The organism is Nesterenkonia sp. HG001, assembly GCF_034438835.1.
Classification (GTDB): Bacteria; Actinomycetota; Actinomycetes; order Actinomycetales; family Micrococcaceae; genus Nesterenkonia; species Nesterenkonia xinjiangensis.
Genome location: NZ_JAOSZD010000002.1, coordinates 363,869 through 384,567, shown reverse-complemented (window position 1 = coordinate 384,567; position 20,699 = coordinate 363,869). Strand labels below are relative to the sequence as shown.

17 protein-coding genes are annotated in these 20,699 nt (G+C 68.3%); 6 read left to right on the top strand and 11 right to left on the bottom strand.

Annotated features, from left to right (window positions below; translation table 11 throughout):
• Positions 1–179: 179 nt before the first annotated feature.
• From ODE13_RS04640 to ODE13_RS04625, 4 genes are all read left to right on the top strand, one after another.
• On the top strand, positions 180–1,592 hold the full coding sequence (locus tag ODE13_RS04640; protein WP_179540680.1) for an ABC transporter substrate-binding protein: 1,413 nt from the start codon (positions 180–182) through the stop codon (positions 1,590–1,592).
• Complete coding sequence (locus ODE13_RS04635; RefSeq protein ID WP_416210550.1) at positions 1,589–2,551, top strand: carbohydrate ABC transporter permease; 963 nt, start codon at positions 1,589–1,591, stop codon at positions 2,549–2,551. Before ODE13_RS04640 ends, ODE13_RS04635 begins: the two co-directional genes overlap by 4 nt.
• Positions 2,552–2,680: 129 nt before the next feature.
• Positions 2,681–3,463, top strand: a complete 783-nt coding sequence (locus ODE13_RS04630; protein WP_322478358.1) for a carbohydrate ABC transporter permease — start codon at positions 2,681–2,683, stop codon at positions 3,461–3,463.
• A gap of 44 nt (positions 3,464–3,507) precedes the next feature.
• Positions 3,508–4,857: a glycoside hydrolase family 32 protein gene (locus tag ODE13_RS04625; protein WP_322478184.1), complete on the top strand. Its 1,350-nt coding sequence runs from the start codon at positions 3,508–3,510 to the stop codon at positions 4,855–4,857.
• Here ODE13_RS04625 and ODE13_RS04620 read toward each other — a convergent pair.
• On the bottom strand, positions 4,820–5,860 hold the full coding sequence (locus ODE13_RS04620; RefSeq protein WP_322478183.1) for a LacI family DNA-binding transcriptional regulator: 1,041 nt from the start codon (positions 5,858–5,860) through the stop codon (positions 4,820–4,822). The two genes, ODE13_RS04625 and ODE13_RS04620, sit on opposite strands and share 38 nt — an antisense overlap.
• 80 nt (positions 5,861–5,940) lie before the next feature.
• On the bottom strand, positions 5,941–8,097 hold the full coding sequence (locus tag ODE13_RS04615; RefSeq protein ID WP_322478182.1) for a PhoX family phosphatase: 2,157 nt from the start codon (positions 8,095–8,097) through the stop codon (positions 5,941–5,943).
• A gap of 256 nt (positions 8,098–8,353) precedes the next feature.
• On the opposite strand from ODE13_RS04615, the gene ODE13_RS04610 reads away from it, so the two are divergent.
• Together ODE13_RS04610 and ODE13_RS04605 are read left to right on the top strand one after the other, a co-directional pair.
• Positions 8,354–8,857 carry a Fur family transcriptional regulator gene (locus ODE13_RS04610; protein ID WP_322478357.1) on the top strand — a complete coding sequence of 168 codons (504 nt, stop codon included), beginning with the start codon at positions 8,354–8,356 and terminating at the stop codon, positions 8,855–8,857.
• A gap of 90 nt (positions 8,858–8,947) precedes the next feature.
• Positions 8,948–10,411 carry a catalase gene (locus ODE13_RS04605; RefSeq protein ID WP_179540685.1) on the top strand — a complete coding sequence of 488 codons (1,464 nt, stop codon included), beginning with the start codon at positions 8,948–8,950 and terminating at the stop codon, positions 10,409–10,411.
• A gap of 157 nt (positions 10,412–10,568) precedes the next feature.
• On the opposite strand, the gene ODE13_RS04600 is transcribed toward ODE13_RS04605, so the two are convergent.
• The 9 genes from ODE13_RS04600 to ODE13_RS04560 form a co-directional block, all read right to left on the bottom strand.
• Complete coding sequence (locus tag ODE13_RS04600; RefSeq protein WP_179540686.1) at positions 10,569–10,883, bottom strand: hypothetical protein; 315 nt, start codon at positions 10,881–10,883, stop codon at positions 10,569–10,571.
• Between the two features lie 615 nt (positions 10,884–11,498).
• Positions 11,499–11,693 (bottom strand): hypothetical protein, encoded by a 195-nt coding sequence (locus ODE13_RS04595; protein WP_322478181.1) that lies wholly within the window; start codon positions 11,691–11,693, stop codon positions 11,499–11,501.
• A 271-nt stretch (positions 11,694–11,964) separates the two neighbouring features.
• Entirely contained in the window at positions 11,965–12,831 is an 867-nt protein-coding gene (locus ODE13_RS04590; RefSeq protein ID WP_322478180.1) for a hypothetical protein, read from the bottom strand.
• Between the two features lie 61 nt (positions 12,832–12,892).
• Positions 12,893–13,783 (bottom strand): hypothetical protein, encoded by an 891-nt coding sequence (locus ODE13_RS04585; RefSeq protein ID WP_322478179.1) that lies wholly within the window; start codon positions 13,781–13,783, stop codon positions 12,893–12,895.
• Positions 13,784–13,952: 169 nt separating this feature from the next.
• Positions 13,953–15,644 carry an alpha-amylase family protein gene (locus tag ODE13_RS04580; protein ID WP_322478178.1) on the bottom strand — a complete coding sequence of 564 codons (1,692 nt, stop codon included), beginning with the start codon at positions 15,642–15,644 and terminating at the stop codon, positions 13,953–13,955.
• A 13-nt stretch (positions 15,645–15,657) separates the two neighbouring features.
• A complete protein-coding gene (locus ODE13_RS04575) occupies positions 15,658–16,662 on the bottom strand; it encodes a TIGR03885 family FMN-dependent LLM class oxidoreductase (protein WP_322478177.1) in 1,005 nt (334 codons plus the stop codon).
• Positions 16,659–17,186 carry a gamma carbonic anhydrase family protein gene (locus tag ODE13_RS04570; protein WP_322478176.1) on the bottom strand — a complete coding sequence of 176 codons (528 nt, stop codon included), beginning with the start codon at positions 17,184–17,186 and terminating at the stop codon, positions 16,659–16,661. Before ODE13_RS04570 ends, ODE13_RS04575 begins: the two co-directional genes overlap by 4 nt.
• Positions 17,187–17,259: 73 nt before the next feature.
• A complete protein-coding gene (locus tag ODE13_RS04565; protein ID WP_322478175.1) occupies positions 17,260–18,177 on the bottom strand; it encodes a D-isomer specific 2-hydroxyacid dehydrogenase family protein in 918 nt (305 codons plus the stop codon).
• A gap of 246 nt (positions 18,178–18,423) precedes the next feature.
• The gene (locus ODE13_RS04560) at positions 18,424–20,646 is read right to left on the bottom strand and encodes an NADP-dependent isocitrate dehydrogenase (protein WP_322478356.1); all 2,223 of its coding nucleotides are present in this window, start codon (positions 20,644–20,646) and stop codon (positions 18,424–18,426) included.
• Positions 20,647–20,699: the final 53 nt, after the last annotated feature.

Genomic DNA, 20,699 nt, shown 5'->3' with positions numbered 1-20,699 from the left:
GCAGGGCAGAGCCCCGGATCCGCCCGCAGTCGGGTGCCAGTCTAACGCCGGGAGGCCCCACGGCGACGAGAGTCACCGAATTCTGTCACGCAGTCGCGGAGTCCGAGCGCCGCTGACCTCACCTTCTTGACGTGTGCGCTCCCTCACAGTACATTGCCTCACACGTGTTAGGAGGCACTATGCACATCTCATCGCATACTCGGACCCTCACCCGGCGCACGCTGCTCGGAGTGGGCGGACTCGCCGCTCTCGGAGGCACCGTCGCGGCCTGGCCGCGTCTGGCGGGTCAGGACATCCCCGGCCGGGGCGAGGACGTCCTGCGCGTCGCCATCCAGGGCACCGCCCAGGACGCGGCGGCCCGCCAGGACCTGGCCGACGAGTTCACGGCCGAGAATCCCGACATCCCCGTGCGGATCGAGGCGATCCAAGCCGTCGACTGGGGCGACTTCTTCACCAAGATCCTCACCATGGTGGCTTCGGGGACCGCGCCCGACGTCGTCTACGTGGCCACTGAGGGAGCCCAGCTCTTCGCCGAGCGGCTCGCCGAGCCGCTGGACGACTGGATCACCCATGACGAGGCAGCCCTGGAGAACTACTTCGAGGACGTCCACCCCTCGCTCATCGAAGCCTTCATGTACCAGGGCAGCCTCTACGTGCTGCCGCTGGACTTCAATGCGGCCAACATGTATCTCAACCTGCCGACCCTGGAGCGCGCGGGCCTGGACTTCCCCTCCCCCGACTGGGACATCGACGAGTTCGAGCAGATGCTGCGCACGATGCGCGACACCGCCGAGGGCGGGTTCGTCCCCTATTTCTGGACCAACCGGCTCTTCGGAGGAATCGTCCCATGGCTCTATGCCAATGACACCAGCATTCTGACCGAGGACAGGTTCTCCGGCGGCGACTGGCTGTGGGACCGGTTCTACACACCGGAGCTGACGGCCGAGCGTCGTGGCGGGTACCGCTGGACCAGCTCCAATGTCAGCGACCCGCGCGTCGTGGAGACCTTCGAACGTCTGCAGGGCTGGGTCAACGAGGGGCTCAGCATCCGTCCCGAGGAGGGCGGGGGCAACTCGCTGATCGGGCTGTTCGCCTCCGATCGCATCGGCGCCACCCCCGCCGGCGGCTATTGGGCCCAGGGCCTGCATGAGAACGGCATGTCCGACGAGGACGTCGACGTCCAGTACTTCCCCCGGTGGCGCAGTCAGCGGCACCAGTTCGGAACGGCCGGGTATTCGATCATGCGCACCTCTGAGCGCAAGGAGCAGGCCTGGCGCTGGCTGGAGTTCACGACCCGCAAGGAGTCCATGGAGCTGGCGATGCCCGTGCCCACCACCACTCCGACGCGCCGTTCCATGGTCGACGAGGCCTTCTACAGGGAGACCGGGCCGCGCAATTGGAAGGTCTTCTACGACACGCTCGACGACTTCCCGTCCTCCGGCCCGATTCCGGCTCCTCCCCAGCAGGCCGAGGTGGAGAACGCCCTGGCCCGGAACGTCGCCCTGGGCATGAGCGGCGGTCCGGCGCAGCTGGAGACAGCCCTTGACCGCCTCGACCGTGAACTCACCGTCGCCATGGAGAAGAGCTCATGACCACCACCCCTGCACCTGCCCGGGAAGCGGCCCGTTCGGCCCGCCCCACGACGCCGTCCACCGCCACGACGACGCCCCGGATCCGCTCGCGCTCCGAACGCTGGGTCATCCTGCTTCTGCTGGCCCCCACCGTGGTCGGCATGGGGATCTTCACCCTGTTGCCGATCGTCGGCTCGCTGGCCCTGGCCTTCTTCCACTGGGACCTGCTCTCCACCCCGCAGTTCGCCGGGGTCGACAACTTCATCGCCCTCGGCGCCGACGCCACCGTCCGGACGGCCTTCCTGAACACCATCGTGTTCGTGCTCATCGCGGTGACGCTGCAGCTGAGCCTGGCGATGTTCCTGGCGGTGATGGTCCAGTCCCGCATGCCCGACTGGCTGCGGCTGTTCTTCCGCTCCACGTTCTTCTTTCCCCTGGTGCTCTCCGCGGCCGGGGTCTCCATCTTCATGAGCTACCTGTTCAACGAGCAGTTCGGCGTCGTGAACTGGATGCTCGGCCTGGTGGGCATCTCGAACGTCCCCTGGCTGACGACACCGACCGGAGCCGCCGCCGTGGTGATCTTCGTCTTCGTCTGGCAGAACTTCGGATTCTCCTTCCTGATCCTTCTGGGTGGGATCGCCTCCATCCCCAAGGAGCTCTACGAGGCCGCCGAGATCGACGGAGCCCGGGGCTGGGGAGCGTTCAAGAACGTCACCTTCCCGCTGGTCTCCCCCTCGCTGCTGGTCGCCTCGGTCACCGCGATGATCATGGCGCTTCAGGTCTTCGACCAGCCCTACGTGCTGACCCGCGGCGGGCCCGGCGACTCCACCAGGTCTGCGGTCATGGTGGTCTTCGAGGCCGCCTTCCAGCGTCTGGAGTTCGGCCTCGCCTCGGCCGCCGGCCTCGTCCTGATGCTGATCATCATGCTCATCACCTGGGCGCAGTTCCGCCTCTCCCGCCGATTCGTCTTCTACCAGTGAACCGTCAGACGTCCCCACGACCTCTGACGAAGGAGCTCTGATCCCATGACCACCCTGCAGCCTGTCACCGACAGACCCCGCCGGCGTCTGCGCCTGCCCTCCCCCTCCCGGACCGCCGCCCTGCTGTTCATGGCCGTGGTGGCCCTCGCTGTGCTCGGACCGGTGATGTGGACGCTGTCCACCTCCCTGCGCGACCCGGCCGAGTCCTTCGACCTGCCCCCGCATTTCCTCCCGCTCAGCCCGGACTTCACGGCCTACCGGGAGGTCTTCACCCAGATCGACGTCACGCGGCTGGTGCTGAACTCGGCCCTGGTCACCGCGCTGATCGCCGCCGGACAGATGCTCACCGCAGCGATGGCCGGCTATGTGTTCGCCCGGATGCGGTTCCGCGGCTCCACCCTGCTCTTCGCCCTGGTGCTGGCCACGATGATGATCCCGGTGCAGGTCACGATCGTGCCGGTCTTCATGCTCATCCGCGGGATAGGGCTGGCCGACACGCTGTTGGCGCTGATCATCCCAGCCGTTCCGACGGCCTTCGGCACCTTCCTGATGCGCCAGTACTTCCTGAACCTGCCCGGCGACTATGCCGAGGCCGCCTCTCTGGACGGCGCTGGGCCCTGGCGGGTGTTCTTCTCCGTCTACCTGCCGCTCTCCGCGCCGGGCATGGCGATCGTGGGCATCCTGGCTTTCAACTACCACTGGAACGAGTTCTTCCGGCCCCTGGTGCTGGTCAACTCCGAGGAGAACTTCACCCTGCCATTGGGCTTGGTCTCCCTCCAGGGACATCTCGGCACAGGAAGCATCTCCGTGGTGCTGGCCGGCGTCGTGCTCTCGATGATCCCCGCGCTGATCGTCTTCCTCTTCGGCCAGCGCTACCTGCGCGAAGGCCTCACCGCCGGCGCGGGCAAATGAACCAGCCCTTCACCTTCCTCCGACACCCCTCCCGAAAGGACACGATGACCAGCTCCACCTGCCAGCCCGCCGTCACCTCCCCCGCCACCGCCAGCTCTGCCCAGGATCTGGCCTTCCCGGTGGCGCACCCCCGGCCCGCCCGCGGCTGGCTGAACGACCCCAACGGACTGTGCCGGGTCAACGGCACATGGCACGTGTTCTTCCAGTTCAATCCGCACTCGGCGCGGCATGAGCACATCCACTGGGGACACCTCTCGTCCCCGGACCTCGTCGAGTGGACCGAGGAGCCCGTGGCGCTGACCCCCGGCCCCCAAGGCCCCGACGTCGCCGGCTGCTGGTCGGGCGTCATGGGCTTCGACGACGGGGCTCCGATCGCCGTCTACAGCGGTGTCCAGGGCATCGAGAACGCCTCCGAGGTGACGCTGGCCCGGGGGTCTGCTGATCTGCGCGAATGGTCGCAGGAGCGTCATGTGGCCGCGCCCATGCCAGAGGATGAGCAGGTCGTCGCAGTGCGCGACCCGTTCCTGGTGACCATCGACGGGCGACGCTGGGCTCTGCAGGGGGCGGGACTGGCGGACGGCCGGGCCGCGATCCTGCTCTATGACGCCGAAGAGCTGACGGACTGGACGTACCACGGGGTGTGGCTGAGCTCCGATCGGGCGCCGGCAGCCCTGGACGCCGACATCTGGGAGTGCCCCCAGCTGGTCTGGTTGGAGGACTCCGCGGTCTGGGTGCTGGTGGTCTCCCGCTGGCATCGCACCGACGACGGCGGCCACGAGCTCGACGACACCCGCGCTCTGCTCCTGGAGGTCGACCTGCCGGACCAGCCGCAGGACCTGCCCCGGCCACGCATTCTCGGCGAGTCCGAGGTGGATACGGGCTCCAGCTTCTACGCACCGCAGGTGCTCGCCGAGCCAGACCGGGCCTTGATGATCGGCTGGGCACGGGAACAGCGCGAACAGCAGGCCTGCGACGAGGCCGGCTGGTCCGGTCTGCTGACCTGGCCGCGTGAGCTGCAGATCCGCGACGGCGCCCTGGTCAGCAGCCCTGCCGCCGAGTGCGAGGGATGGAGGCTCGGGCCTGCCCACCACGACGACGGCGCGGCCGTCCTGCTGCCGGATGCCTGCGACGTCGTACTCCCGACCACCCCGGAAGGGACCGTGCCGACCGTGGAGCTGCGCGCCGCCGGGGACACGGACGCCGAGGCAGGACCTCCGGTGTATTCCGGCCCAGCGTCTCGGATCGTGATCGACCACTCGATCATCGAGATCTTCCGGGCCGACGGCCCCGCCTGCACGCTGCGGGCATATCCTGCGGCGGACCAACAGTGGGAGCTGCGCACCGGCGGCGCCCGGCTCAGCTGGTGGGTGCTGCGCCGGTGGAGTCCCGCCTGATCAGCCAGGTCTCGATGAGTTCGGGGATCGCACCCGCTGAGGGCTCACCTGAAGGAGCCGGGATCCCCTCGAGGAGGATCTCCATGGCCCGCCGCCCGATCTGCTGATGCGGCAGGGCCACTGTGGTCAGCGCGGGGACCACCTGGGCGGCCACGTGAGCCTGATCGTCCACGCCCACCACGGAGAGGTCCCCGGGGATGTCCACCCCGCGGTGTGCCGCGGCGAGCAGCACCCCCACCGCCGTGCGGTCGTTCGAGGCCAGCACGGCGGTGGGGGCGGCTCCGCCGTCGAGAAGCGCGGAGGCTGCGCGGTAGCCGTCGTCGATGTCCCAGCCGCAGGGCACGACCCGATGCTCCGCCCCGGTGCCGGCCACAGCATCGAGGAAGCCCTCCCGACGGCGCGGGGTCGCCGGAGAGTCCTCGGTGCCGCTGAGCAGAGCGATATCGCGATGCCCCAGGTCCAGCAGGTGACGCACCCCCAGCCGCGAGCCCCCGGCCTCATCGGCGACGACGGCCGGCGCCCGGCCGGAGGCGTCCAGACAGTTGGCGAGCACCGCCGGGGCAGAGAAGAAGTTCTCCGCCGGATCGACGCTCACCAGCCCTCCGGTGGCCAGCATGAGGGCGTCCACGCTGCGGGCGAAGAACACCTCGGCCATCTGTCCGATGCGGGAGTCGTCCCCCGCGGTGTCGGCCACCATGATCATGTAGCCGGCCTCGCGCGCCACGGCGTCGGCTCCGCTGATGATCCCCCCGGCGAAGGGCGAGGTGACGATCTCATCGGTGATCACGCCCACCGTCCGCGTGCTGCGACTGCGCAGCGACTGCCCGACACTCTGCGGAATGTACCCCAGCTCCTCGACAGCGGCACGGATCTGATCCTGGAGCACCGGAGCCACGTTGCCGTCGGCACGGCCGTTGAGGACCAGGGAGACCGCGCTGCGCGAAGCGCCGGCGCGGGCAGCCACATCGGCGGCTGTGACCCGTCGGCGTCCCTGTCGCTGCACATCGCCTCCCCGCTGTCCGTTCCCCGGACCAGTCTAGTCGGGGCGGCGGCGGAGCACCGGCAGGGCACCGGCGGCCCGGTTCATGCCGTGGCGCGTCCGCGCTTCAGCTCATCCCCCGAGTGGACGTCCCCGACGAGCTGCCGCTGCCGAGCGTCGGCGTTCCCCTTCCCCGGCCTGCCCTTGAGCACCTGCACCACCGACGGACGCGGCAGCGCGGACAGCCCTGGCTCCGGATACGCCACATAGTCGGGGAATGCCGAGCGCTGATCAGCCCAGGTGCCGTCCTCGCCAGGATGCTGGACGGCCACGAAGACGGTGCGCTCCTCATCGTGGATCACCGGGCCGCAGGTCTCGGCATCGGCCGGGACTGAGAGAAACTGCTCCACCTTCCCGCGGTTCTCCCCCTCCAGGTGGACCTTGAACAGTCCGTCGCAGAGGCCGATCCCGCTGGGGGCGCCGTCGGTGGAGATCCACAGGTTCCCCTGAGAGTCGAAGGCCACGTTGTCCGGGCAGGAGATCGGTGAGACCTGGTCCCGCGGGTATCCGCTGAAATAGGCGGCGTCGTCCGTGGAGGGATCGCCGCAGACCAGCAGCAACGTCCAGTCGAAGGCCCTCGAGGCCTGGTCACCGCGCTCGGTGATCTCGACGATGTGACCGTCGCGGTTCTGCGCCCGCGGGTTGGGCTCGTCGACGTCGGCCGCACCGTCGGTGCCGCGCTGGGAGTTGTTGGTGCAGGCCATGTAGACCTTCCCCGTGTGCGGGTTCGGCTCCACGTCCTCAGGCCGGTCCATCTTCGTGGCCCCGGCGGCGTCGGCGGCCAGCCGCGTGTGGACCAGCACCTCCTCGGCGGTGAAGCCAGCCACCTGCGGCTCCCCGTCGAGAAGCAGCGGCAGCCATTCTCCGGTCCCGTCGAACGCTCCGTCGGAGGGCAGGGCGCCGGAACCGTCGATCTCCGACGCAGGAGAGTTCCCGGAGAACTTCGCGACGTAGAGGTCGCCCGAGGTCAGCAGAGTCTTGTTGTGCTCCCGGTCCCCGTCGGCGTAGGTGCCGTGGGAGACGAACTTGTACAGGTAGTCGAAACGCTCGTCATCCCCGGCGTAGGCCACCGCATGCCCGGAGCCGGAGAGGATGACGTTGGCGCCCTCATGCTTGAAACGGCCCAGGCTGGTGTGCTTGACCGGCGTGGACTCGGGGTCCCAGGGGTCCACCTCCACGATCCAGCCGAAACGGTTCTTCTCGTTCTCATAGCCGGGGTTCCGGGTGTCGAAGCGGGGCTCGTCCTGCTCCCAGCCGCGGACCGTGGGCTCGGCGTCGATTCCGTACCGACGGTCGGTCTCTGAGGTGCCCTCAGAGACGAAGTACCCGTGGAAGTTCTCCTCCCCGGAGAGGAAGGTCCCCCACGGGGTGAGTCCTCCGGCACAGTTGTTGAGCGTGCCGCGGACGGTGCGCCCCTCCGGGTCATCGGCGGTGGCCAGCAGCTCCGAACCGGCCGCAGGTCCGGTGAACGCGAACTCGGTGTCCAGCAGGAAGCGGCGGTTGCGCGCGCCCTCGACGTCGACCCGCCAGGCATGGTTCCGGTTCTTCCGGGTGACCTCGACGATGGTCATCCCGTGCGCGGCCATGCCCACGGCCCGGCGGACGGCGTCATCGGTGCCGTCGGTGCCGTCGGTGCCGTCGGTGCCGTCGGTGCCGTCGGTGCCGTCGGGGAACATGATGTCCTCATTGGTGTACTCGTGGTTGGAGAACAGCACAGCCCGGCGGCCCTTCGATCCGGGGACCTCCACGATCTCCAGGTAGTCGTTGTTGTACCCGAACTGCTTCGCCTGGGCCTCGGCGGTCTGGTTCTCCACATCGAACTCCGGGGCGTCAGGGAAGACCCTGTCGCCCCACCGGATGATCGGCTCCCAGGTGTACCCCTCGGGCACGATCAGACCGTCGACGTCGTGATGGACAGGATTGATCGGGGAGAACCTCAGCTTCGAGTCGGTCGCCGCCGCCGCAGGGGCAGGGCCCGTGCCGGCGGCAGCTCCGACCGCGAGGGCCAGCGCCCCCGCCGCCGAGGCCCCGAGGAGCTGGCGTCGGGTCAGTGCCGCAGAGGCCACCTCGCGGAACGTCTCATTGCCGGAGGTGTTGCACACCTCCCCGGCACAGGCGTTGGCGCATTTCAAGGCGCAGGTGACGGCACTGCGCTTGCCGCGGACGTGGCCGAGCATGGGCAGCATCTCCCGGACGGGCATCGTGGCGCTTCCTCTCGCAGACGTGGGGCAGAACGCCTCCACGATTCCAGGGGCAGGAAGCGCCGGTGAGACGACCTGGTGAACTCCCGGCGACGTTCGCGCGACATCGCGCTGACGTGGGATGCTCCTTCTTGAGCCCCGGGACGAGCCGGTTCGGAGAGTCCCGCACGCGGTGTGGTCAGCGCGAGCTCTCGACTCGGCACGCCGAGTTATTGTGAATCACTCAGATCTAGGGCAGACTGGTCTCGTGAGCACGATGACCGACTGGCCCTCCCAGCTGCGCGAACGCGGACTGCGCGTCACCCGCCAGCGCCTGGCCGTGCTCGAGGCGGTGGCTCAGGACCCGCACCGCCCCGCAGAAGCGATCCACTCACGGGTCACCGAACAGCTGCCTGAGATCACGGTGCAGTCCGTCTACACGGTGCTCCACGACCTCACCGCACGAGAGCTGCTGCGCCGCTTCGACCCTCCCGGCTCCCCGGCCTGCTACGAGACACGCACCCATGACAACCACCACCACGCCATCTGCACCGTCTGCGGGCGCATCGAGGACGTCGAGTGCGTCCACGGCGAGGCACCCTGCCTGCAGACTCCGCCCGGACTGGGGATGACCGTGGAGGTCGCCGACGTCGTCTTCCGCGGGATCTGCGACGACTGCGCGGCAGCCCGCGCCCAAGGCGGAGCCGGGGAGCAGCAGTCCGCGCCCGGGGCCTCCCCGGAGGGCACCCCCGCCTCCCGAGAGACCGCCTCCGCCCGTTGACCCGCGCGTCCGGCCGCCCCGCGGACCAGCCGCGCCACCACGACCTACCGCATCCGAGAACCACCCAAGTAAGAAGAGAAAGGGACAGTCATGACCACTGGCAACACCCCGCACGCCACCGGGTCGACGACCCAGGCCGGCATCCCGGCAGTGAGCGACCGTCATTCCCTCAGCGTGGGCCCCGATGGTCCGCTGCTGCTGCACGACCACCACCTGATCGAAACGCTGGCGCACTTCAACCGGATGAACGTGCCGGAGCGTCGCCCCCACGCCAAGGGCGCCGGCGCCTTCGGCACCTTCGAGGTGACCGAGGACGTCTCCCAGTACACCAAGGCCGACCTCTTCCAGCCCGGCCGCACCACCGAGACCCTGCTGCGCTTCTCCACCGTGGCCGGTGAGCTCGGCTCCCCGGACACCTGGCGCGACGTCCGCGGCTTCGCGCTGAAGTTCTACACCGAAGAGGGCAACTTCGACCTCGTCGGCAACAACACCCCGGTGTTCTTCGTCCGCGACCCCATGAAGTTCCCGCACTTCATCCGCTCCCAGAAGCGCCTCCCGGACTCCGGACTGCGTGACGGCCACATGCAGTGGGACTTCTGGACCCAGAACCCAGAGTCGGCACACCAGGTCACCTACCTGATGGGCGACCGCGGACTGCCGGCCTCCTGGCGCCGCATGAACGGCTATGGCTCCCACACCTACCAGTGGAACAACGAGGCCGGCGAGCGGTTCTGGGTGAAGTACCACTTCCTCAACGACGCCGGCTTCGACACCATGACCAACGAAGAGGCTGAGAAGCTGGCCGGTGCGGACGCTGACTTCCACCGTCGCGACCTGTTCGATGCCATCGCCCGCGGCGAGCACCCCACCTGGACCCTCTACGTCCAGGTCATGCCGTACGAGGACGCCAAGACCTACAAGATCAACCCCTTCGACCTGACGAAGATCTGGCCTCAGGCGGACTACCCGCGCATCAAGGTCGGCACGCTGACCCTGAACCGCAACCCGCGGAACTTCTTCGCGGAGATCGAGCAGGCCGCGTTCTCTCCCGCCAACATGGTCCCGGGCACCGGCAACTCGCCGGACAAGATGCTGCTGGGCCGCAACTTCGCCTACGCGGACGCCCACCGCTACCGCATCGGTACCAACTTCCAGCAGCTGCCGGTCAACCGTCCGAAGAACGAGGTCCACTCCTACAACTTCGAGGGCAACATGTGGTACGACCACAGCGGCGACAAGCCGGTCTACGCCCCGAACACGGTGGAGGGTTCGACCTGGTCCGACGAACAGGGCCCGGTGGACAACGGCTGGGAGGCCGACGGCGAGCTGGTCCGCTCCGCCTACACCCTGCGCGAGCAGGACGACGACTTCACCCAGCCCGGCGTCCTGGTCCGCGAGGTCTTCGACGACGCCGCCCGCGACCGTCTGGTCGAGACCGTCTCCGGCGCCCTCGACGGGGTCCGCGAGCCCGTGCTCTCGAACGCCTTCCAGTACTGGAAGAACGTCGACGCCGAGGTCGGCCAGCGCATCGAGGACGCCGTCAAGAACGGCTGATCCGCACTGATCCACGCTGATCCGCATCGCGCGGATCGTGCGCTGAGCAGTCCCGCACACAGCAGGAGGCCCCTCCCCCGGCATGATGCCGGTGGAGGGGCCTCCTGTCTGTGAGGAGGGCGCGTCACGCAGACCGCGGCGCACCCGCCGAGTGGGATCAGCCCTCCAGGCCGTCCTCCTCCTCAGCACCCTCGTCCTCGAGTCCACCCTCGGTGTCCTCGTCAGCGGGGTCATCCTCGAAGCCGGGGTCCTCCTCAGCCGGGTCCTCCTCCGGGAGGCCCTCGTCAGCCGGGTCCTCCTCCGGAGCACCCTCGTCAGCCGGGTCCTCCTCCGGAGCACCCTCCTCCTCGACCGGAGCGTCCTCGGGTGCCTCACCCTCGGTGTCGCAGGCAGTGATGCCGAACAGAGCCAGCGAGCCGACTCCGACCGCAGCGGCCAGGGAACGAAGCTTGTTTGCGTCGGTTGCAGCCATGATGTGCACCTCCGTGATCGCGCATCGCATGTGATGCTCCGCGGACTCTCCGCGATTCTCTTCTCGGCCGCCCGGCAGGTGATCCGCAGCTGCGAACCGCAGTGCCGATCCGGACGGCTTGAGACCATCATGGACATATCCGAGGGGCCCCACGAAAGTTGAGAGCGGCCTTTCCGGGGGACTCAGGGGAAGCTCTTACGGAGCATTGAGCACTTACACATATTCGGCCCGCTCTCTGATCAGATGCTGGACGGAGCAGCGATGTTCTGTCCAGACCTGCTGGGAGCCCCCTCCCCGCTTCCCGGCCGCGGCAGGGCCCGCGCCCGCTGGCTCCGCGGAGCTCTGTGCGGCGCCACCAGGGCGAGAGCCCACTCCGAGCCGGGGGGGCGGAGGCCAGCGCGGCGCTGCGTCGTCAGGTACGCGCGGTCGGTGCGGGCGGCCGGTGCTGGCGGCCCGGCACACACAGATCGGCCCCGGCGGTTTGCACCGCCGGGGCCGATCTTGGCCAGCAGGGCCGATCTGTGAAGATCAACCTGCAGCCATCGTCGTAACAGAAGAGGCTTGTGGGAAGCCGGAGCTTCCGAAGGGACCTCGATCGTCAGAGGAGACGAGGGATCAGCCCTCCTCTTCCTCCTCCATCGGGTCCTCCTCGGCCGGGTCCTCTTCCATACCCTCTTCTTCCTCGACCGCCGGGTCCTCTTCGCCGGTGTCCCCGTTGGTGTCGCAGGCAGTCACGCCGAACAACGCCAGGGAACCGACACCGAGTGCGGCAGCCAGAGAGCGAAGCTTGTTGTCGTCGGTGGTAACCATAGGATCAGTACCTCCGTCCAGGTGCATCGTTGATGCATCGCGGTCTTTCCGCTGGTCACCTGATCTGACCGTTCATCGGCAGTCCCCTGCCTCGACCAGATGACTCATGTCCATTCTCACCACACCTGTTCCCTGAAAGGAAGCTCTACAAATGCTTTCTCCCGATACTATGAGGAAGCTCACATGAAGTGTTCAGGTTGCCGCGTGGATCACGCTCTACCTGGATGGGAGCTGGACGCGAACTCCTCGGACAGACTCACCGAGGACCCGCTCAGCTCAGGAGCTCCTCGATGTCCTGGACCGTGAGGATGTCCTCGTCCGCAGGTCGTTCCGGCTCCTCAGCCTCGTTCCAGTCGCTGAACCGGACGTCGAAGTGGCCGGTTTCGTCCTCGGCATGGACGGAGAGCAGCACCGGCTCCTCCCCAGCCCGTACGACGACCTCCCGGCCGTCGCCGGTGTAGACCCAGACCTCCTCGCCGTCCCGGGTCTCCGCCGCTGCTTCGAGCTCATCGAAGCCGCCGCCGGACTCCAGGCTCTCGCGGAACTCATCCAGCCACTCGGTGATCGTGAAGCCCTCGGGAAAGATCTCCGAGTAGTCCACCCACCGGCCCGCGAACTCGTCCTCCAGCTCGTCCTCATCGATCTCACCGGGAAACTGCTCCCCGACGGCACGCAGCTCGTCCTCACCGCGCAGGTACGTGGCGTCCTCGAAGGTGATGTACTCGGCCTGGGCTGCGTCGGACTCCTCGCGCATGGTCAGGGCTGAGCCGTCCACCTGACCCGAGTAGTGCTGGGTGATGGTGCCCGCATCGTCGATGTCGACCTCGCCCTCGACCTCGTCGGCGTCAGAGGGCACCTCGGCATCGAGGACCACCGACTCGGCCTGGTCCATCGTGTCCCACAGCTGGGACTCGATCTCTGAGATCTCCGGGGCCTCGTTCTCCGGCTCCTCCTCAGCGATCTCGTCAGGCTCGTCACCCTGATCCTCGGCGCCGTCCGGGTCGACGTCCTCCTGCGCCGCATCCTCCGGCTGATCATCGTCGGGCGCACAGGCGGTCAGCGTCAACACGGCGATTCCTGCGATGCCGAACATCTTCGTCGGCAGCGGAGCCGGCCGGGTCTCCATTTCCTCAGTCACGTGGTGCCTCCTTCAGACGGTCCGTCCTCTTCCGTTCCGCCGCGCGACAGGCGCGGCTCCATCAGCCCTGCTCGACGTCCTCGACGTCCTCGGCGTCGTCGACCTCGTCGTCGGGACCGTCACCGGTCTCCTGGTCGGTCGGCCAGCCCTGCTGCTCGGCGATGGCATCGAAGATGTCGTCCAGGGTGATGACGTTCTCAGGCTCATCCGGAGTCTCCGTGGAGTTCCAGTCCGCGAAGGTGTAGCTGCTGTCCTCGTCGCGCAGCTGCAGCAGGTGCGGCTGCCCGTCGGCGGCCACCACGTACTCCGCCTCGCCGTCCTCCTCCGCGTAGACGTAGACCTCCTGGCCGTCCCGAGTCTCGCGGGCACCGGCGACGTCGTCGAGGTCGGCCTCCCGCAGCTCGCGCTGCCAGATTGTCAGGAAGTCCTCGGCAGAGAAGATCGAGGCGGACCCGTCGGCGGAGAACTCCACCCACTGGTCCGCCACCAGCTCATCGATGAACCCCGGCTCGACCGCCGCGGCCACATCCTCGTCGAGTTCGCTGTAGAGCAGGGCTCCGAAGTCTTCACCCCGGAAGTACTCCACGCCGTCGACCATCCGCTGGGTGAAGGTGTTCCCCTCACCGGCGGCATAGCTCATCTCCGAATCAGTTCCGTCCAGCGCCCCGGTGATGGTGATGTCTCCGACGGTGTCCTCGTCGATCTCGTCGAAGAGCTCATCCAGGTCCGCCTCGCCGGCCTCGACCTGCCCGTCGATGGTGACGGTCTCGGCCGCGAGCATCGCCTCCCACATCTGATCCTGGATCTCGGCGAAGCTGGGGACCTCAGCCTCAGAGGCGGTGCCGGGGTCAGGGGCGTCCTGACCATCGTCAGAGAACGGGTTCGACCCGCAGGAGGCGAGCATCAGCGTCCCGGCGATCGCCAGGCCGGTCAGCGCAGTGGGCTTCATCATCAGGGCCTCTCAGCAGCTGGGGCAGGTGCGGACGTCTCGCCCGACCTCAGGGCAGGGTAATCCGGAGCGTGACTATACTGACGGATCCTGACGGCCGCCTCAATGTGAGCTGGACGCGTGTCATCGGATCTCCTCAACCCGGCACCCGTGGGCGGCTCCGGAAGGCGTGTCACACCAGCCGGGCGTCACCCTCGCGCCGAACGCGCAGCCAGCGGTGCCCATAGGCGTCGAGCCCGATCTCCGTGTGCCCGGAGGCATCGAGCGTGCAGGTGCCGGGCTGCAGCAGGTCCACCAGCTCGGCGCCCTCCTCCAGATCATCCAGCTCGAATCCGACGAGGGCGGGCTCCGGCGCCAGATTGTGCAGCAGCACCATCGTTGATCCTCGCCAGGTCATCCTGTGCACCAGCACCTGGTGGTGCGGCTGCTCGATGACCTCCACCTCGCCCCAGCCCAGCTCGGGTGACTCCCGGTATCGCTGACAGAGCCTGGTGACGTGCTGCAGCAGAGAATCCTCGTCACGCCGTGCAGCGGCCGCGTTGACATGCTCGGGGCCATAGGGGCCCTCCACCAAGGGCCGAGGAAGACGACTGGGACGGGCGGCGGAGAACCCGCCGTTCTTCTCCGCCGACCACTGCATCGGAGTCCGGACCGCGGCGCGGCCCTCCAGGTCCAGCCGCTCCCCCATGCCGATCTCCTCGCCGTAGAACATCACCGGGGTGCCGGGCAGGGCGAAGAGCAGCGAGTAGGCCATCTTGAGCCGACGCGGATCACCATCCACCATCGGCGGCAGCCGCCGCTTCAGCCCACGGCCGAAGAGCTGCATCTCTTCCTCCGGTCCGAACTCCGCGAAGATCTCCTCCCGCTCGGAATCGCTGAGCAGGTCCAAGGTGAGTTCGTCGTGGTTGCGCAGGAAGTTCGCGTACTGGCAGGTCTCGGGCAGGCCTCGCGGCCGGGCGCGCAGCGCCTCGGCGATCGGGCGGGCGTCCTGTCGAGCCATCGCCAAGAACGTCTTCTGGTTGGTGAGGAAGTCGAACTGCATGGTCAGCTGATCGCCGGCCTCACCGCCGAAGAAGTCCACCTGCTCCGCATGCGGCAGGTTCACCTCACCGAGCATGATGCCGGCGCCGTTTCCGGAGGAGCGCCGCTGCAGGAACCCGCGCAGCGACCGCAGATAGTCATGCGGCTCCTCGAAGTCGCGGTGCTCCCGGAGGCCGATGGTGTTCTCATTCAGCGCGAACGGCACCGCATCCACACGGAACCCGTCCACTCCCATCTGCAGCCAGAATCCCATCGTCCGTTCGATGGCCTCCCGCACCTGCGGATTGGCGGTGTTCAAGTCCGGCTGGTGGCTGAAGAAGTGGTGCAGGTAGTGCTCGCCCGTCTTCTCGTCGTAGCTCCAGATGCCGTCCTCGACGTCGGGGAACATGGTCTGGTCCGAGGTGTCCGGCGGGGTGTCGGAGCGCCACACATAGAAGTCCCGGTACGGGCTGTCCCGCGAGGAGCGGGACCGCCGGAACCAAGGATGTCTCTCCGAGGTGTGGTTGATGACCAGGTCGATGATCACGCGGATTCCGCGATCATGGGCCACCCGGATGAACTCGACGACGTCGCCGTGGTCTCCGTAGCGCTGGTCCACCCCGTACATGTCCTGGACGTCGTAGCCGTCATCGAGCCGGGGCGAGGGGTAGAACGGCATGAGCCACAGGCAGGTGACCCCCACCTCGGCGAGGTAGTCGACGCGCTGGGTCAGGCCGGCGAAGTCCCCCACTCCGTCTCCGTCGGAGTCCAGGAACGTCGCCACGTCCAGGCAGTAGACGACGGCGTTCTTGTACCAGAGGTCGGCGGTGTCAGCGATGCGCATGGGTGATCCTCCTTCAGCGGGTCCGCAGTGCCGGCAGGACGTGTTCGCCGGCGATCTCAAGCCAGGACCGCTGCTCCTGGCCCACATGATGCAGATAGAGCGCCTCGAAGCCGGCCTCGAGGTCTTCGGCGAGATGCTCGACGTGCGCCTGCGGCGAGTCCGAGGTCCGCACCGCGTCCAACACCCGGCGCAGCGAGACCTCCTCAGCGGCGCTGTCGAAATGCTCCGGGGTGGGCATGTCCTGGTCCAGCGGAGGGCCGAAGACATTGGTTCGCCACTGATCGTGGGCGATCTCCTCGGCCTGCCCCCGCGTGGGAGCCCAGGAGAGGTGGACCTGAAGCATCACCGGGCCGGAGCCGCCGGCCTCACGGTAGGCCGCCAGCACGTCCCGCTCCGCATGTCCCGGCTGATTGAGCGTGATCATGCCCTCCGCCCACGCGGCGGCACGTCGGGCGGACTCCGGGGTGATGCAGGCGGCGTAGAGCGGGACCGGCTCCGCGGGGAGGTCGTAGAGGACGGCGTCGTCCACGCGCACCAGGCCTTCGTGGGTGACCCGTTCACCGCGGTGCAGGCGCCTGATAACGTCCACGCACTCCTCCAGCCGGCGTCGGCGGGTCTCCAGATCCGGCCAGCGATCCCCGGTGATGTGCTCGTTCATCGCCTGGCCGGCGCCCAGCGCCGTCCACACCCGCCCGGGGAACATCTCCCCCAGGGTGGCGTAGGCCTGGGCGACGACGGCGGGATGATACCGCTGGCCGGGGGCGTTGACCGCGCCGATCGGATACTCGGTGGAGGCCAGCGCGGCGCCCAGCCAGGACAGGGTGAAGCCGGAGTGGCCCTGCCGTGCCGACCATGGCATGAAGTGATCCGAGCTCATGGCGCCGTCGAAGCCGACCTGTTCGGCCAGCTGCACGTCACGCAGCAGCTGGGAGGGAGCGATCTGCTCCTGAGAGGCATGGAAGCCCAGGCGGGGGACGCCCTCGTCCCCGGCTGAGCGGGCGGGAGCGGAGGTGCTCATGGTAAGGCCGGCTCGGCGTGGCTGTGGGCGTCCTTCAGACCCAGGTAGATCTCCGCGTTCTTCGCCAGGCCGGAGACCTCCTCGTCGGTGAGCTCGCGGCGCACCTTGGCCGGGACGCCGGCGACCAGGGAACGCGGAGGGATCACCGCCCCCTCCAGCACGAGGGCCCCTGCGGCCACCAGGCTCTGCTCCCCGATGACGGCTCCGTTCAGCAGCGTCGCCCCCATGCCGATCAGGCTGTCGGCGCCGACCGTGGAGCCGTGCACCACGGCGCCGTGGCCCACCGAGACGCCTGCGCCCAAAGTGCAGGGGAAGCCCTCGTCGGCGTGGAGGACCACGTTGTCCTGCAGGTTGGTGCCGGCGCCGACGGTGATCCGGGCGGAGTCACCGCGCACGGACACGCCGTAGAAGGCCGAGGAGTCAGGTTCCATGAGGACGTCGCCGGTGATCGCCGCGGTCGGGGCGAGGAAGACGCCGGCCCCGATGGAGGGCGTCCTGCCCTTCACGGTGAGGATATGTGCCATGTTCCGGTCCTCTCTGATCGGATGGTCGGTGCAGGGGGGTCCGCTGAGCCGTGAGCGGGCCGGCGCCGCGAGCTCAGTACCCCTGGGCCGGGTCGACGACGCCGACCGGCGGCTCGCCGTCGCGCAGGCGGCGGTGGTTCTCCAGGATGCGCTCACGCAGCAGCGGGACCACCATCGCCTTGGTGTCAGCAGTGTGAGGGGTGATCAGGCAGTTCTCCAGCTCCCAGAGAGGGTGCCCCTCGGGAAGCGGCTCCGGCTCGGTGACGTCGAGCCCGGCACCGCGGAGCTTGCCGCTGCGCAGCGCACCCACCAGGGCGTCATGATCGATCAGCCTGCCGCGCCCGACGTTCGAGACCACCGCGCCGTCCGCCAGCAGGGCCAGCTGCTCGGCGCCGATCATCTTCTCCGTGGCCGGAGTGACCGCGGCGGCCAGGGCGAGGACGTCGGCGCCCTCGAGCGCCTCCTCCAGTCGGTCCTGGGACACGGTCCGGTCTGCTCCCTCGAGGGGGGTCTCGGTGCGGCGCACCACGGTGACATGGGTGTCGAAGGCCTTGTAGAGGCGCACCATCTCGGCGGCCACTCCCCCGGCTCCGATGACCACGCAGCGCAGCCCGTTCAGCGAGATGCCACCTTCGGCGCCCCAGCTGGTCGCCTTCGCCCGGGCCTTCAGCCCACGCAGCGCCGCCAGGGTCAGCAGGAGTCCATGCTCACCGACCGGCGCGGCATAGGAGCCCTTGGCCGAGGTCCAGAGTCGTTCCGGGAAGCGGCGAAGGATCTTCCCGTACTTCTCGATCCCGGCGCTGGGGAGCTGCACCCACTCGACCTGGGGGTTCTGCTCGAGGATCTCCTCGAGGTTGAAGCTCTTGAACATGCCGGTCACCACGACGCCGGTGGGGCGCTCGTCCGCCCCGACGACGTCGGCGCCCTGAGCCTCCAGTCCGGAGACGAGCTCCTGCTCCCCCTCGGGAAGGATGTGGATGCGTGATGTCACGAGGCCTCCGATCAGTTGACTGCCCGCGCCGGCACCCCAGGGTCCGGTGCGGCGGAATGTGCTGCAGAGCACCATCCTACGGGGATCCCACCTGCTGCGCCGGCGAGGTGACGGGGACGATGCCGCGTGCAGGCACGGCCCCGGTCCATGCACGAAGGGCCCGGCCTCCCGCACGGGAGACCGGGCCCTTCATGGATCATCCGAGGATCACGGCGTCCTCGATCGAGACGCCTCAGCTGAGGCTCATCAGCCCTTGATCCCGTCGACGATGCCGTTCAGCGTGGCCGAGGGGCGCAGCGCCACAGCGGCCTTCGCGTCGTCGGGGCGGTAGTAGCCGTCCAGCTCCACCGACTGGCCCTGCACACCGTTGAGCTCGGCGAGGATGGACTCCTCCTGCGCCACGAGCTGCTCGGCCACCGGCCCGAAGACCTGCGCCAGGCCGGCGTCCTCCGTCTGCTCGGCCAGCTCCTTGGCCCAGTACTGGGCCAGGTAGAAGTGCGAGCCGCGGTTGTCGATGGTGCCCAGCTTCCGCCCCGGGGAGCGGTTCTCCATCAGGAAGGTCGATGTGGCACGGTCCAGGGCAGAGGCCAGCACTTTGGCCCGCGGGGCGTCCGCCTGCTCGGCGTACTTCTCCAGCGAGGGGACCAGGGCGAAGAACTCACCCAGGGAGTCCCAGCGCAGGTAGTTCTGCTGGACCAGCTGCTGGACGTGCTTGGGCGCCGAGCCGCCGGCACCGGTCTCGAAGAGACCGCCGCCTGCCATCAGCGGGACGATGGAGAGCATCTTCGCAGAGGTGCCCAGCTCGAGGATCGGGAACAGATCGGTCAGGTAGTCCCGCAGCACGTTTCCGGTCACCGAGATGGTATCCTCCCCGCGGCGGATGCGCTCCAGGGAGAGCGTGGTGGCCTCCACCGGGTTCATGATGCGGATGTCCAGGCCCTCGGTGTCGTGGTCAGCCAGGTAGGCCTCCACCTTGGTGATCAGGTTGGCATCGTGGGCGCGCTGAGCGTCCAGCCAGAACACCGCGGGCGCGCCGGTCTCACGGGCCCGGGAGACCGCCAGCTTGACCCAGTCCTGGATCGGGGCGTCTTTGGTCTGGCAGGCGCGCCAGATGTCACCGGCCTCGACCTGGTGCTCCAGAAGCACCGCCCCGGCGGCGTCGAGCACCTGGACGGTGCCCGGCTGAGAGATCTCGAAGGTCTTGTCGTGGGAGCCGTACTCCTCGGCCTTCTGCGCCATCAGGCCGACGTTCGGCACCGTGCCCATGGTGGCGGGGTCCAGGGTGCCGTGGGTGCGGCAGTCGTCGATCGCCGCCTGGTACACCCCCGCGTAGGAGGAGTCCGGGATGACCGCGAGGGTGTCGTCCTCCTCGCCCTTCGGGCCCCACATGTGGCCGCCGTTGCGGATCATCGCCGGCATCGAGGCGTCGACGATGACATCCGAGGGCACGTGCAGGTTGGTGATGCCCCGGTCCGAATCGACCATCGCCAGACGCGGACCCTCAGCCAGCGCCTTCTCGATCTCGGCCTTCACACCGTCTGCGACCTCCGCAGCGAGGTCCTCGACGCCGGAGAGGATGGAGGCCAGGCCGTCGTTGGCGGACAGGCCGGCCTCGGCCAGCTCGTCACCGTAGGCGGCGAACAGCTCCGGGAAGTAGGCCTTGACGATGTGGCCGAAGATGATCGGGTCGGAGACCTTCATCATGGTGGCCTTCAGGTGGGCGGAGAACAGCACGCCCTCTTCCTTGGCCCGGGCCACCTGGGCGGCCAGGAACTCGTCCAGCGCGGCCGCGCGCATCACGGTGGCGTCGAGGACCTCGCCGGCCTGGACAGGCAGCTCTTCCAGGAGCACCACGGTCTCACCGGACTCGGTGACCAGCTGGATCCTGCAGGTGTCCTCGGACTCCAGCACCACGGACTTCTCGTTGGAGGCGAAGTCATCCCGCCCCATGGTGGCCACGTTGGTCTTCGACTCCGGGGTCCATGCGCCCATGCGGTGCGGGTTGGCCCGCACATAGGCCTTCACCGACTCCGGAGCACGACGATCGGAGTTTCCCTCACGCAGCACCGGGTTCACCGCGGAGCCCTTCACCCGGTCGTAGCGGGCGCGGATCTCCTTCTCATCCTCGGTGGAGGGGGACTCCGGGTAGTCCGGCAGGGCGTAGCCCTGGGACTGCAGCTCCGCGACGGCCGCCTTCAGCTGCGGCACCGAGGCGGAGATGTTGGGAAGCTTGATGATGTTGGCCTCAGGGGTCTTGGCCAGCTCACCCAGCTCGGCCAGCGCATCGGACTCGCGCTGATCCTCGGCCAGGTGGTCGGGGAACTGGGAGATGATGCGGCCGGCGAGCGAGATGTCCCGGGTCTCCACCTCCACCCCTGCGGTCGAGGCGAAGGCCTCCACGATGGGTTTGAACGAATAGGTCGCCAGCATCGGCGCTTCGTCGGTGTGGGTGTAGATGATCTTGGCCATCGGCGCGTGATCTCCCTCGAGGTCTGTGGTCAGGGTCAACGGTCCAAATCTAC